We start from the raw sequence: 13,989 nt of genomic DNA on the forward strand, positions 1-13,989 counted from the left end.
TTGTTTATTGCCGGTGAATCTACTCTGCGGATTCTACGGGGCGGCTGACCAGCATGCCCTCATTGATTTCACGCAGGGCGATGGAAAGCGGCTTCTCGTTCAGCTTGGTTTCCACGAGCGGGCCGACATACTCGAACAGGCCTTCGTGCAGCTGCGAGTAGTAGGCATTGATCTGGCGGGCGCGCTTGGCGCCGTAGATGACCAGTGCGTACTTCGAGTCGGCTACGTTCAGCAGGTCGTCGATCGGCGGGTTGATGATGCCTTCAGAAGCAGTAGACACAAATTCTCCAAAATTCTTGATACGGGATGTGGCGGTTCGTCAGCTCTGGCGCGGACTGATTCCCATGAGTGATACAAGCTCAGCTGCTGCCCGCTGTACGTCATCATTTACCACGGTGTGATCGAACTCGGGCTCGGCAGCAAGCTCCAGTTTAGCTGTTTCCAGCCGTAGCTGCTGCTCTTCGGGTGTTTCGGTGCCCCGCCCCACCAGCCGGCGGACCATTTCATCCCACGACGGCGGCGCCAGGAACACGAAATTCGCCTCAGGCATTGACGCTTTAACCTGCCGGGCGCCCTGCAAATCAATCTCCAGGAGCACCGACCGGCCCTCGGCCATGGCCGACTCTACCGTGCTGCGCAGCGTGCCGTAACGGTTCCGGCCGTGGACGACGGCCCACTCCAGCATTTCGCCCTTTTCCACCATCGAATCGAACTCGTCGGCGGAGACGAAGAAGTAGTGGACACCGTTTTCTTCTCCCGGGCGCGGGGCACGCGTGGTGGCGGAAACAGACAGCCACACCTCCGGGTAGTTGTCCCGGATAAACGTGGAGACTGTGCCTTTGCCAACTGCGGTTGGACCTGCAAGAACTGTCAGCCGCGGTTGCGACACTGAGGACCTTCTTTACTCTCGTTGTGATTCGGCCCCGACGGTGCGGCCGCAGCGGGAGCGGCCTAGTCGGTTGCCAAAAGTTCTATCAGCGCCTTGCGCTGGTGGACGCCCAGACCGCGTACTCTCCGGGTCGGGGCAATACCCACGGTAGTCATTATTCCAGCTGCGCGGCGCTCTCCAACGCCGGGCAGTGCCCGGAGCAGATCCACGACCTTCAGCCGGCCCACGGCTTCCTCCGAGGAGCGGGACAAAATGACCTCTTCCACGGACATTTCGCCGGACTTAATCTTGGCCTTTATATCGGCCCGGACAGACCTGGCGGCTGTCGCCTTCTCCCTGGCCCTGGTGCGTTCATCGTCTGTCAGTGGCTTGAGGTTCAAAAGACCCTCCCGGGCAAGGACTGGCCCGGCACGGCGGCACGTAACGCAGCTGCGGTGCTGGGGCGGTGCTGGTGTATGGGGGTACGGTCTGAACCTATCCGTAACCGAACCGCAATTGCAATGCGCCGCGCTACGCGTTCCGTTACCCGGTAAGTCCCGCCAGGGTCTGCCGGGCGGCGTCCCTCAGCGCCGCCTGCGAGGGACCGGCCTTCAGAATGTCCCGGCTGGAGGTTGCCAGCACGTTGGGATAGGCAGCGCCGAAGGTGGCCCGAAGGTCCGCCCCCGTAGCCCCCTGGGCGCCCAGACCCGGGGCAAGGACGGGCGTGTGGGCGGCGGCGAGGTGGATTCCCAGCTCGGTCAGGGCCGTCCCCACGGTAGCTCCGATCACCAGGCCGGTGGAGCCCAGCTGCCGGCTTGCACCGGCTGCGGCCGCCCGCCCCAGCTCGCGGCTGTTTTCAGCCGCCGCGGCGTCCACAATCCCTGCTGCCACGGAGTGGTCCCCTCCCACGTGCTGGACCGAGGCCCCTTCGGGGTTGGAGGTCAGTCCCAGGACAAACACACCGCGCCCCGAGGCCTGTGCAAGATCAAGGGCCGGGCGCAGCGACTCGAACCCCAGGTACGGGCTGACGGTGAGCGAATCCGCTGCGAGGGCCGATCCGTCCCGCAGCCAGGCGTCTGCGTAGGCAGCCATCGTGGAGCCGATGTCCCCGCGCTTGGCGTCGGCAATGCTCAGCACGCCGGCGTCGGAGCAGGCGGCCAGTACCCGTTCCAGGGCGGCCAGACCGGCGGATCCGTGCCGTTCAAAGAGGGCCACCTGAGGTTTCACTGCCGCGGCCTGCTCCCCCACCGCCTCCAGGACGGTGAGGGAGAAGCGCTCCAGGGCGGCGGCGTCGTCGTTCAAGCCCCAGGCAGCCAGCAGGCCCGGATGCGGGTCAATGCCAACGCACAGTTGCCCGCGCGTGTCCATGGCCTCCTGCAGGCGCGCCCCGAACGAGGGGCGCGCCGGGGCAGGCACCGCGTCGGCTGCCGGCTCAGGCATGTGTTCAGACACCCGATGAAGCCTTCAGCTTGGCAGCGTGTTCCTGCAGGGACGTGACGTCCCATTCGTAGGAACGCATGGCCTCGATGGCCTGCACTGCAGCGCCGAATTCGGAGACCGTGGTGACCACCGGGCAGCCGATAGATGTGGCGGCGGCACGGATTTCGTAGCCGTCACCGCGCGCCTGGCCGCCGGAGGGCGTGTTGACCACCAGGTGGATTTCTCCGGCGGTGATCAGGTCCGCGACTGTGCCCTCACCGTTCGGACCGGTGCCTTCGCTGACCTTGCGCACCGTGGTGGCGGTGATGCCGTTGCGGCGCAGGACTTCGGCGGTGCCGCCGGTGGACAGGATCTCGAATCCGAGGTCCACCATCAGCTTCACCGGCATGATGATGGAGCGCTTATCGCGGTTCGCCACGGAGACGAAAATCTTGCCCTCGGTCGGCAGCGCCGAGTTGGCGGCCGCCTGGGACTTGGCGAAGGCTGTGTCGAAATACTTGTCGATGCCCATGACCTCACCCGTGGAGCGCATCTCCGGGCCGAGCAGGGAATCCACCACGGTGCCTTCGGGGGTCCGGAAGCGGCTGAAGGGCAGCACGGCTTCCTTCACGGCCACCGGAGCGTCCAGCGGGAGCACCGATCCGTCGCCGACGGCGAACAGCTTGCCGGCCGCCCGCAGGTCGGCGATGGTGTGGCCGGTGCCGATCAGGGCCGCCGCCTTGGCCAGCTGCACGCCGGTGGCCTTGGAGACAAACGGCACGGTCCGGGAGGCCCGCGGGTTCGCTTCGATGACGTAGAGAACGTCCGAGGCAAGGGCGAACTGGATGTTGATCAGGCCCCGCACGCCCACACCGGCGGCAATGATCCGGGTGGCCTCACGGACGCGGTCGACGACGTCGGTGCCTAGGGTGATGGGCGGCAGGACACAGGCGGAGTCGCCGGAATGGATGCCGGCCTCTTCGATGTGTTCCATGATGCCGCCCACGTAGAGGTCGGTGCCGTCAAAGAGGGCGTCGACGTCGATCTCGATGGCGTCTTCCAGGAACCGGTCCACCAGCACGGGGTGGTCCGGGGTGATTTCCGTGGCATTGGCGATGTAGCGCGAGAGGTTCGCCTCGTCGTAGACGATCTCCATGCCGCGGCCGCCCAAGACGTAGGAGGGGCGGACCAGCACGGGGTAGCCAATCTCGTCGGCGATCTTCTTCGCGTCGTCGAAGGACACCGCGGTGCCGTTCTTCGGGGCGATGAGGCCGCCCTCGTCCAGCACATGCTGGAAGGCGCCGCGGTGTTCGGCCAGGTCAATCGCCTCGGGTGAGGTGCCCAGGATCGGCACGCCGGCGTCGGCTAGTGCCTGGGCCAGCTTCAGCGGCGTCTGCCCGCCAAGCTGGACGAACACGCCGAGTACTCCCCCGGTGCGCTGCTCGGCCGCGATGACCTCCAGGACGTCCTCGAGGGTCAGCGGCTCAAAGTAGAGGCGGTCGGAGATGTCATAGTCCGTGGACACCGTCTCCGGGTTGCAGTTGATCATGACCGTCTCGTGGCCCGCTTCGCGCAGCGCCATGGTGGCGTGTACGCAGGAGTAGTCAAACTCGATGCCCTGTCCAATCCGGTTGGGTCCGGAGCCCAGGATGATGATGGACGGCTTCTCATGCTGCGCCACCTCATCCTCCTCGTCATAGGAGGAGTAGTGGTACGGCGTGTAGGCAGCGAATTCGGCGGCGCAGGTGTCCACCGTCTTGTAGACCGGACGGATGTTCAGTGCATGCCGGACACCGCGGATGACGGCTTCGGGCGTGTTGGTCAGGGCACCGATCTGCTCGTCGGAGAACCCGTGCCGCTTGGCCAGCCGCAGGATTTCCTCGTTGACAGTGCCGGCGCCGGAGATTTCCGCGGCCACCTCGTTGATCAGCTGCAGCTGGTCCAGGTACCAGGGGTCAATGCCCGTGGCTTCGTAGAGGTCCTCCACGGTGGCGCCGCCGAGCAGTGCCTGCTGGACCTGCTTGAGCCGGTCCGTGGTGGGCCGCTTGGCGGCCTCGATGAGTCCGGGAACGGCGTCCGCCGCGACCGGGTCGAAGGACAGCGAGGCGCCCTTCTGTTCCAGGGAGCGCAGCGCCTTCTGCAGTGCCTCGGTGAAGTTGCGGCCAATGGCCATCGCTTCACCCACTGACTTCATGGTGGTGGTCAGGGTGGGATCCGCGGCCGGGAACTTCTCGAACGCGAAGCGCGGAACCTTCACCACCACGTAGTCCAGGGTGGGTTCGAACGACGCCGGGGTCTTCTTCGTGATGTCGTTCGGGATCTCGTCCAGGGTGTAGCCGAGGGAGAGCTTGGTGGCGATCTTGGCGATGGCGAAGCCGGTGGCCTTGGAGGCCAGCGCCGAGGAACGGGAGACGCGCGGGTTCATTTCAATGACGACGACGCGGCCGGTGTCCGGTTCGATGGCGAACTGGATGTTGCAGCCGCCGGTGTCCACGCCAACCTCGCGGATCACCGCGATGGCGATGTCACGCAGCTTCTGGTATTCGCGGTCGGTCAGCGTCATGGCCGGGGCCACGGTGATGGAGTCGCCGGTGTGCACGCCCACCGGGTCGAAGTTCTCGATGGAGCAGACAACCACCACGTTGTCGTTCTTGTCCCGCATCATCTCCAGCTCGTATTCCTTCCAGCCGAGGATGCTCTCTTCGAGCAATACCTCGGAGGTGGGGCTGTACTGGATGCCGGCGCCGGCGATGCGGCGCAGGTCTTCGGCGTTGTAGGCCAGGCCGGAGCCAAGTCCGCCCATGGTGAAGGAGGGGCGAACCACCATCGGGTAGCCCAGCTTCTCCGCGGCAGCGAAGGCTTCGTCCATGCTGTGCACAATGATCGACTCGGCCGATTCAGCGCCGCAGCGCTCCACGACGCCCTTGAACTTCTCGCGGTCCTCACCGAGTTCGATGGCGGCAATGTTGGCGCCGATCAGCTCCACGTTGTACTTCTCCAGCACACCGTTCTTGTCCAGGGCAATGGCGGTGTTCAGCGCCGTCTGCCCGCCGAGGGTGGGCAGCACGGCATCGGGGCGTTCCTTGGCGATGATCTTCTCAACGACCTCCGGAGTGATCGGCTCGACGTACGTGGCGTCGGCGAACTCCGGGTCGGTCATGATGGTGGCCGGGTTGGAGTTGACCAGGATGACCCGCAGGCCTTCCTCCTTCAGCACGCGCAGTGCCTGCGTGCCGGAGTAGTCGAATTCGGCGGCCTGGCCAATGACGATCGGGCCGGAGCCGATCACCAGGACGGACTTGAGATCGGTTCTGCGGGGCATTAGCGGGATTCCTTGTTCTTGCTGGAGGCCATGAGGTCGACGAAGCGGTCGAAGAGGTAGGCGGAGTCGTGCGGTCCGGCAGCGGCTTCGGGGTGGTACTGGACCGAGAAGGCGGGGATGTCCAGGCAGGCGAGGCCTTCCACCACGTTGTCATTCAGGGACACGTGGCTGACTTCAACCTTGCCGAACCGGGATTCCGGCGCGGTGACGGGACCGTCCAGCGGTGCGTCAACGGCGAACCCGTGATTCTGGCTGGTGATTTCCACCTTGCCGGTACGGCGGTCCAGGACGGGCTGGTTGATGCCGCGGTGTCCGTAAGGCAGCTTGTAGGTGCCAAAGCCCAGGGCGCGGCCCAGGATCTGGTTGCCGAAGCAGATACCGAAGAAGGGCGTCCCGGTGTCCAGGACGTCGCGGAGCAGCTGAACCTGGTCATCTGCCGTCGCCGGGTCGCCGGGGCCGTTGGACATGAACACGCCGTCGGGATTGAGGGCCTGCACGTCCGGGAGGGTTGCAGACGCGGGCAGGACGTGGACCCGGACGCCGCGCTCGGCGAAGCGGACCGGAGTCATGGACTTGATACCCAGATCCAGGGCGGCCACGGTAAAGCGGGGCTCCCCCTGCCAGCCGTGGTCCTTCGGCTCAATGACGTAGGCGGCTTCCACGCTGACTTCCTCGGCGAGGCGGGCGCCGGCCATGGACTCCTGTCCTCGAACGTCGGCGAGCAGCTCGGCGTCGGGGCGGGCGGCATCGGCGCCGGAGAAGATCCCGGCCTTCATCGCGCCGCGCTCACGCAGGTGGCGGGTGACGGCGCGGGTGTCCACACCGGAGATGCCGACGACGCCCTGGGCGCTGAGTTCCTCGTCCAGGCTGCGCTCGGAGCGCCAGTTGGACGGGCGGCGGGCCGCGTCACGCACAATGTAGCCGGCCACCCAGATGCGCCGTGATTCGGCGTCGTCGGTGTTTACTCCGGTGTTGCCGATGTGCGGTGCGGTCTGCACCACGAGCTGGCGGGCGTAGGAGGGGTCGGTGATGGTTTCCTGGTAGCCGGTCATGCCGGTGGCAAAGACGGCCTCGCCCAGGGCCGTTCCCTCGGCGCCATAGCTGCGGCCGCGGAAGGTGCGGCCGTCTTCAAGCATCAGGACAGCTGCGGTGGATGAGGTGGTGGGGACGGTCACAGTTGTTCCTCGCTTGTTTCTGACGGCTCAGCCGGCAGGAGTTCGGTGATCGCTGATACCAGCGGTGTCTTCTCTTCGGGGGTGCGGTTGCGGAAGCCCGTGTCCACGGTGGCGGAACCCAGCTTCCAGGTGATGATGACCAGGCCTTCCTTTTCCACGAATTTTCCGGCCATGCCCCGTTCCAGGCGGACCCCTTCGAGGTCCTCTCGCGGGATCCAGACGTCGGGAGCGCCGCTGCGCACCAGCAGCACGCCTTCATCGAAGACGGCGGCGGTGGCGTTGGACTTCACGCCCAGGCCGTAGACGGCGATCCGGTCCAGCCAGTCCCCTGCCGTGGTGGTGCAGACGTACTGGCCCAGTGCCTGGAACCGGGGAACTTCGAGGCCGTCAGGCATCGGCACCGGCCGCTGCACGTTTTGCTGGCGCTGCTGGCGTCCGCGCCAGCTCCAGGCGAAAAGACCCAGGAGCACCAGGATCAGGGCAAGCGTGCCCAGGGCAAATATCACGCGATCCATGCGGACTCCTCTGCGGAAACGGGGTGAGGTGTGTTGAGGTCGGCATTCAGGACCGTGGGGTGGCCGGCGAAGAAGGTTGCCTGCACAACGCCGGGCAGTTCCAGCCCGGCAAACGGTGAGTTGCGTCCCTTTGAAGCCATCTTAGAAGGGTCCACGGTGCGTCGCGCAGACGGGTCCACCAATATGACGTTGGCCGGTTCCCCGGCTGCCAGCGGCCGGCCCTGGGTTTGTACGCCGCCGATGGCGGCAGGAGTGAGGGAAGTCACGCGGGCGAAGCCTTCCCAGTCCATCAGTCCCGTCTCAATCATGGCGTGCTGGACCACGGACAGCGCGGTTTCCAGCCCCGTCATGCCCATGGCGGCCTGCGCCCACTCGCATTCCTTGTGTTCGGAGGGGTGCGGGGCGTGGTCGGTGCCCACAATGTCGATGGTGCCGTCGGCCAGGCCGCGGCGCAGTGCCTCGACGTCGGCCGCAGTGCGCAGCGGCGGGTTGACTTTGTACACCGGGTCATAGCTGCTGACCAGGTCGTCGGTGAGCAGCAGGTGGTGCGGGGTTGCTTCGGCGGTGACCTTGATACCGCGCTCCTTGGCCCAGCGGATGATCTCCACGGAACCGGCGGTGGAGACGTGGCAGACGTGCAGCCGGGAGCCGGTGTGACGGGCCAGCAGCACGTCGCGGGCAATGATGGATTCCTCCGCCACGGCGGGCCAGCCGGCGAGCCCCAGGACGGCGCTGACCTCGCCCTCGTTCATCTGCGCGCCCTCGGTCAGGCGGGGCTCCTGCGCGTGCTGGGCGATCACGCCGTCGAACGCTTTCACGTATTCCAGCGCGCGGCGCATCAGCACCGGATCCGAGACGCACTTGCCGTCATCGGAAAAGACGCGGACCCGGGCGCGGGAGTCGGCCATGGCGCCAAGCTCGGCCAGCCGTTCCCCCTCCAGGCCCACGGTCACGGCGCCCACCGGACGCACATCCACCCAGCCGGACCGGCGGCCCAGGCTCCAGACCTGCTCCACCACGCCGGCGGTGTCCGCCACCGGATTGGAGTTGGCCATCGCGTGGACGGCGGTAAATCCGCCAAGAGCGGCGGCCCGGGTGCCGGTTTCGACGGTTTCGGCGTCTTCGCGGCCGGGCTCACGCAGGTGAGTGTGCAGGTCAACCATGCCGGGCAGTGCAATCAGGCCTTCGGCCTCAATGACGACGGCGCCTTCCGGCGCTTCGAGAGCGGGTCCGACGGCGGAGATCAGGCCGTTGGAGATCAGAAGATCGGCGGTTTCCTTGCCGAGCAGGGAAGCGTTGCGGATCAGGTATGTTTTCGGTTCGGGGGGCGCTGCGGGGGCGGGGACAGATGTCACTGTGCGTTCTCCAAGGTGGCGGGAGCGGCGGGGGTGTTCTCCCCGGCCAGCAGAAGGTAGAGGGCGGCCATGCGCACGGACACGCCGTTGCTGACCTGTTCCAGGATGGTGGCCCGCGGCGAATCGGCTGCACGGGAGGAGATCTCCAGTCCGCGGTTCATCGGGCCCGGGTGCAGGAGGATGGTGTCCGTCAGGCCGAGGGTGTCCAGGCGGCCGAGCCGGACGTCGTCGAAACCCCAGCGCCGTGAGTATTCGCGGACGGAGGGGAAGAACGCGGAGTGCATGCGTTCGCCCTGGACACGCAGCATCATGACTGCGTCGGGCCCGGTTTCCAGGGCCGCGTCCAGGTCATAGCTGATCTCGCACGGCCAGGATTCGACGCCGAACGGCAGCAGCGTGGGCGGAGCCACCAGCGTCACCGAGGCGCCCAGGGTGCGCAGCAGCCACAGATCGGAGCGGGCAACCCGGGAGTGCAGCACATCGCCCACAATGACCACGTGCATCCCGGTGAGGTCGGTGCCGGTGGACGCCGTCCCGTGCAGCCGCGCCCAGTGCCGGCGCATGGTGAACGCGTCCAGCAGGGCCTGGGTGGGGTGCTCATGCGTGCCGTCGCCGGCGTTCAGCACGGCGGCGTCAATCCAACCGGAGCCGGCCAGGCGGGCTGGCGCGCCGGAGGAACCGTGGCGGATCACCACGGCGTCGGCACCGATGGCGGCGAGGGTCTGTGCAGTGTCTTTCAGGGATTCACCCTTGGAGACGGAAGATCCCTTCGCGGAGAAGTTGATGACATCGGCGGAAAGGCGCTTTGCCGCGGCTTCAAAGGAGATGCGGGTGCGGGTGGAATCTTCGAAGAACAGATTCACCACCGTGCGTCCGCGCAGCACGGGCAGTTTCTTGACCTCGCGCTGGGAGACAGCCGCCATTTGTTCAGCGGTGTCCAGGATGGCCAGGGCGTCGGTGCGGCTGAGGTCCCGGGTAGAGAGCAGGTGCTTCACAGGGCGCCCTCGATAACCACTTCGTCCACGGCCGGGGAATCGGTTTCGTGCAGGTGCACGCGGACCTTCTCCGTGGAGGCAGTGGGCAGGTTCTTACCCACGTGGTCCGCGCGGATAGGCAGTTCGCGGTGGCCTCGGTCCACAAGGACGGCGAGCCGGACAATGCGGGGCCTGCCGAGATCCGTGAGGGCGTCCAGCGCGGCGCGGATGGTGCGGCCGGAATAGAGGACGTCATCAACGAGGACCACCACTTTGTCATCGATTCCGGAGAGCGGAACTTCGGTGGCGTGCGGGGTGCGGGTGGGTTGGCGGGCCAGATCGTCACGGAACATGGTGACGTCAAGCTGCCCTACGATGGCGGCGGGATCCACTGACGGATCCGCGGCGGCGATTCGAGCGGCGAGCCGGCGGGCGAGCGGGTAGCCCCGGCGCGGGATCCCCATTAAGACGAGGTCTGCGGCGCCTTTGTTGGCTTCCAGGATTTCATGTGCAATCCGGGTAAGCGCGCGGTCAATATCAGCTGAAGCCAGAACGGTGCGTGCGGGTGCGGATGCGCCCGGCGGGTTGGACAAGTCCATATTCTGCCTCCTCCTTCCCCGCCTCACAGGACGGAATTTAAAGGGTGAATGCCTGATCAAGCTATCACGGTGGACGGGGCTGGCACTCAGTGTGACACCGTCTGTTACGGCCGCCGCAGGACCCGGTAGGGCGCCTGTGCTCCGTGACAGGCTCCGGCAACCCCCTAGCCACGCCGATTGTCGCCACTGCGGGAACTTTTCCTTTTATGGTTGGCATATGACAGGCGCAACTTTATGACCAGCCGCGGCCCCGAGGACTTCCCCGCCCTGGACCGGGTTCCGGTGTCCCCGCAGGCTGGTTCCCTGCAGCCGGCCAGGGTGAAACCGCCGGGTGCCGGCCCGGTGCCCGTGCAGCCGCTGTGGTCCGCGCCGCCGAAGACCGGCAAGGGAACCGCCGTCGCCGTCCTGCTGACCGTGGGCGCGTCGGTGGCACTCCTGGCGGTTGCCTGGTTCCTGTGGTGGCAGCTGGGCACTGCCGCCTTTGCGCTCTGCGGCATCCTGGCCCTGATACCCCTGGGAATCTGTCTGCTGGGACTGCGCTGGGTGGATCGGTGGGAACCGGAACCGCGCTCGGCGCTGCTGTTTGCATTCCTCTGGGGCGCCGGAGTGTCAGTGGGCATCGCCCTGCTTGCGGGCCCCTACGTAGCCCGGCTGTTCTACGCGCTCCTGCCCGGGTTCGCGCCGGAGTTCATCGGCCCTGTCCTCGAAGCTCCGGTCGTGGAGGAAATCGCCAAGGGACTGGGCGTGCTGATCCTGGTGTTTGTGCGGCGCAGCCATTTTGACGGGCCGGTGGACGGCGTGGTGTACGCAGGAACGGTGGCAGCGGGTTTTGCCTTCACCGAAAACATTCTGTACTTCGGGTCGGCGCTGATTACCAGCGGCGGGTTCGGGGCTCAGCTGGGGTTTGTCTTTGTGCTTCGGGGGCTGTTCTCCCCCTTTGCGCACGTGTTGTTCACCTCCGCCATCGGACTGGCCCTGGGGTTCGCCGTCCGGCGCGGCGGCACCGCCCGGATCACGGGCGCCTTTTTCCTGGGCCTTTTGGCCGCCATCGTGGGCCACATGTTCTGGAACGGCGGAACGGCACTGGTCTCGGGAGACTTCTTCGCCTTCTACTTCCTGCTGCAGGTGCCGCTGTTTGCGCTGGCCGTCACGGGAGTCCTCCTGCTGCGCCGTGCCGAGCAGCGGCTCACCCGGCAGCGGCTGGGCGAGTACGCAGCCGCTGGCTGGTTCACGCCCCAGGAGGTGCTGATGCTCTCCACCCGCGCCGGCAGGCACCAGGCGATGGCTTGGGCGGGCAGGTTTGGAGCCCGCCGCATCATGAAGACTTTCATTGCCGAGGCCACACGCCTGGCCCTGACCCGCCAGCAGATTGCTGCCGGACGCGATGTGGCCGCCAACCAGGCAACCGAGCGGACCCTGCTGCAGGACATCACCCGCACCCGGTCCATGATGCTGGCCCGTTCCGCCGGTACGGCCCGGGGGCTGGTCTAACAGGCACCGCTGACGGCAGCAAAAAGCCCGCCGCGGCTCACCCCAAGGGGAGGCCGCGGCGGGCTGTTGCTGTCACAGCGCCCTGCGGGTGCTGTCTCCTGCCGGCGGTTTAGGCCAGCAGCGAAGGCTTCAGCTGGTGAAGCCGGCTCAGCAGTCCGTTGACGAAGGACGGTGACTCGTCCGTGGACAGGGTCTTGGCAAGCTCAACGGCTTCGCTGATGGCCACCTTGTCCGGTACGTCGTCGTTGTACAGCAGTTCCCAGGCGCCGATGCGCAGGATGATGCGGTCCACGGACGGCATCCGTTCCAGCGGCCAGCCCTGAGAATAGGTGCTCAGGAACTCGTCGATGGTCTCCTGCATGGAGACCACACCCTCCACCAAATCCATGGTGTAGGGGTTGATCGTCTGATCGGTCTGTTCCCTGCGGGCCTTGATCATGTCAAAGGCCGATGCTGAACGCTGTTCAGCTTCAAACAGAACTTCCAGTGCCCGGGTGCGGGCCTTAGTGCGTGCACTCACTCGTTAACGCGTCCCAAATAATCGCCGGTGCGGGTGTCTACTTTTACCTTGGTGCCCTGTTCCAGGAACAGCGGAACCTGGATCTCGTAACCGGTTTCCACGGTGGCGGGCTTGGTGCCGCCGGTGGAGCGGTCACCCTGCAGGCCCGGTTCCGTGTACGTGATTTCCAGGACCACGGACGGGGGCAGCTCGATGTACAGCGGGGAACCCTCGTGGATGGCGATGGTCACCATCATGGATTCGAGCATGAAGTTGGCGTTGTCGCCCACGATGGTGCCCGGCACGGTCAGCTGATCGTAATCCGAGGTGTCCATGAAGACGTAGTCTTCGCCGTCCTGGTACAGGTACTGGTAATCCCGGCGGTCAACGGTGGCCGTTTCGATCTTGATGCCGGCGTTGAAGGTCTTGTCCACTACCTTGCCTGAACGCACGTTACGCATCTTGGTACGGACAAACGCACCACCCTTGCCCGGCTTCACGTGCTGGAACTCGATGATGCTCCAAAGGTTGCCTTCAAGCTTCAGCACGGTGCCGTTCTTGATGTCGTTGGTCGTCGCCACAGTTTCTCTTTCGTTGATTCGCCAAGTTTCGTTTTAAGTCCGTCGACCATTCTACCCGCTCCGGGGACCTACAGGCTGAGGCGGATCCCGCCCTGCGGCTCGGAAGCGATCTCCTGGTACGCGGCAAACAGCAGCGAGGTGTCCGGAACTTCCAGCATGGAGGGCTTGGCCAGCCCGTCCAGGACCACGAACCGCAGCAGGTCACCGCGGGACTTCTTGTCCCGCCGCATGCCGTCCAGCAGAGCCGACCAGCGGTCCTTCCGGTACGTGACAGGCAGTCCCAGGGACTCGAGAATCGTTTTGTGCCGGTCCGCGGTGGCGTCGTCTAGCCTGCCGACAGTCCGGCCCAATTCGGCGGCGAAGACCAGCCCCACGGAGACTGCGGCGCCGTGGCGCCACTGGTAGCGTTCGGCCAGTTCGATGGAGTGGCCCAGGGTGTGGCCGTAGTTCAGGAACTCACGGCGTCCGGCTTCGCGCAGGTCGGCCGAGACAATTTCGGCCTTGACCGCAACAGAACGTTCCACGAGTTCGCGCACCACGTCGGAGGCGCCGTCGCCCACGGCGTCCGGGTTTCCCTCCACGAGGTCCAGGATGGCGGGGTCTGCGATAAAACCGCATTTGATGACCTCAGCCATGCCGCTGAGGAGCTCGTTTTTGGGCAGCGTGGCCAGCGCATCCAGGTCAGCGAGCACCCCTGCGGGCGGGTGGAAGGATCCCACGAGGTTCTTGCCCTCGGCAGTGTTGATGGCGGTTTTGCCGCCCACCGCCGCGTCCACCATGCCCAGCAGGGACGTGGGAATGTGCACCACCTTGATGCCGCGCAGCCAGGTGGCCGCCACAAAGCCGGCCAGATCGGTGACAGCGCCGCCGCCCACCGCCACAATCGCGTCGGAACGGGTGAAGTCATTCTGGCCCAGTACCTGCCAGCAGAACGAAGCCACCTGGATGTGCTTGCCCTCTTCGGCGTCGGGGATCTCGGCGGTCACGGCAGTCAGGCCGGTGGCGGCAAGCTCGTCCCGCACCGTGTCTCCGGTGGCCCGCAGGGCCCGCGGGTGGATGACCAGTACCCGGCGGACCCGCTCCCCCAGCATGGCCGGGAGGCGGTCCAGCAGACCGTTGCCGATGACGACGTCGTAATTGCTTGCGGGGCTTTCGCCGGTCACCGGGATAACGGTGGGATCGGAGGCCATG

The 13,989-nt window shown here is 66.0% G+C and carries 14 protein-coding genes; 1 reads left to right on the forward strand and 13 read right to left on the reverse strand.

The features are described 5' to 3' along the window. Window positions 1-19 precede the first annotated feature (19 nt). From rpoZ to pyrR, 10 genes are all read right to left on the reverse strand, one after another. Window positions 20-280, reverse strand: a complete 261-nt coding sequence (gene rpoZ / locus CXR03_RS10810; protein WP_104054057.1) for a DNA-directed RNA polymerase subunit omega — start codon at window positions 278-280, stop codon at window positions 20-22. 39 nt (window positions 281-319) lie between these two features. Next, the gene (gene gmk, locus CXR03_RS10815; protein WP_104103776.1) at window positions 320-889 is read right to left on the reverse strand and encodes a guanylate kinase; all 570 of its coding nucleotides are present in this window, start codon (window positions 887-889) and stop codon (window positions 320-322) included. Window positions 890-951: 62 nt separating this feature from the next. Further along, a complete protein-coding gene (gene mihF / locus CXR03_RS10820; protein WP_104103777.1) occupies window positions 952-1,269 on the reverse strand; it encodes an integration host factor, actinobacterial type in 318 nt (105 codons plus the stop codon). 142 nt (window positions 1,270-1,411) lie between these two features. Continuing rightward, window positions 1,412-2,308 carry an orotidine-5'-phosphate decarboxylase gene (pyrF, locus tag CXR03_RS10825; protein WP_104104106.1) on the reverse strand — a complete coding sequence of 299 codons (897 nt, stop codon included), beginning with the start codon at window positions 2,306-2,308 and terminating at the stop codon, window positions 1,412-1,414. A gap of 4 nt (window positions 2,309-2,312) precedes the next feature. Continuing rightward, window positions 2,313-5,609: a carbamoyl-phosphate synthase large subunit gene (gene carB, locus CXR03_RS10830; RefSeq protein WP_104103778.1), complete on the reverse strand. Its 3,297-nt coding sequence runs from the start codon at window positions 5,607-5,609 to the stop codon at window positions 2,313-2,315. Next, window positions 5,609-6,745: a glutamine-hydrolyzing carbamoyl-phosphate synthase small subunit gene (carA, locus tag CXR03_RS10835; RefSeq protein WP_104104107.1), complete on the reverse strand. Its 1,137-nt coding sequence runs from the start codon at window positions 6,743-6,745 to the stop codon at window positions 5,609-5,611. Before carA ends, carB begins: the two co-directional genes overlap by 1 nt. A gap of 35 nt (window positions 6,746-6,780) precedes the next feature. Then, entirely contained in the window at window positions 6,781-7,299 is a 519-nt protein-coding gene (locus CXR03_RS10840; protein WP_104103779.1) for a hypothetical protein, read from the reverse strand. Continuing rightward, complete coding sequence (locus tag CXR03_RS10845; protein WP_104103780.1) at window positions 7,287-8,654, reverse strand: dihydroorotase; 1,368 nt, start codon at window positions 8,652-8,654, stop codon at window positions 7,287-7,289. Before CXR03_RS10845 ends, CXR03_RS10840 begins: the two co-directional genes overlap by 13 nt. Then, entirely contained in the window at window positions 8,651-9,649 is a 999-nt protein-coding gene (locus CXR03_RS10850) for an aspartate carbamoyltransferase catalytic subunit (protein ID WP_104103781.1), read from the reverse strand. Before CXR03_RS10850 ends, CXR03_RS10845 begins: the two co-directional genes overlap by 4 nt. After that, window positions 9,646-10,227, reverse strand: coding sequence for a bifunctional pyr operon transcriptional regulator/uracil phosphoribosyltransferase PyrR (gene pyrR, locus CXR03_RS10855; protein WP_104103782.1), 582 nt, complete (start codon window positions 10,225-10,227; stop codon window positions 9,646-9,648). Before pyrR ends, CXR03_RS10850 begins: the two co-directional genes overlap by 4 nt. 234 nt (window positions 10,228-10,461) lie before the next feature. On the opposite strand from pyrR, the gene CXR03_RS10860 reads away from it, so the two are divergent. Next, window positions 10,462-11,718 (forward strand): PrsW family intramembrane metalloprotease, encoded by a 1,257-nt coding sequence (locus CXR03_RS10860; RefSeq protein ID WP_104103783.1) that lies wholly within the window; start codon window positions 10,462-10,464, stop codon window positions 11,716-11,718. A gap of 109 nt (window positions 11,719-11,827) precedes the next feature. On the opposite strand, the gene nusB is transcribed toward CXR03_RS10860, so the two are convergent. The 3 genes from nusB to aroB form a co-directional block, all read right to left on the reverse strand. After that, window positions 11,828-12,238: a transcription antitermination factor NusB gene (gene nusB / locus CXR03_RS10865; protein ID WP_104054048.1), complete on the reverse strand. Its 411-nt coding sequence runs from the start codon at window positions 12,236-12,238 to the stop codon at window positions 11,828-11,830. Next, window positions 12,235-12,798, reverse strand: a complete 564-nt coding sequence (efp, locus tag CXR03_RS10870) for an elongation factor P (RefSeq protein ID WP_104054047.1) — start codon at window positions 12,796-12,798, stop codon at window positions 12,235-12,237. Before efp ends, nusB begins: the two co-directional genes overlap by 4 nt. A gap of 68 nt (window positions 12,799-12,866) precedes the next feature. Further along, complete coding sequence (aroB, locus tag CXR03_RS10875; protein WP_104103784.1) at window positions 12,867-13,988, reverse strand: 3-dehydroquinate synthase; 1,122 nt, start codon at window positions 13,986-13,988, stop codon at window positions 12,867-12,869. Window position 13,989 lies beyond the last annotated feature (1 nt).

Origin of the sequence: Arthrobacter sp. 08Y14, assembly GCF_002929455.1 — a bacterium.
Lineage (GTDB): Bacteria > Actinomycetota > Actinomycetes > Actinomycetales > Micrococcaceae > Arthrobacter_B > Arthrobacter_B sunyaminii.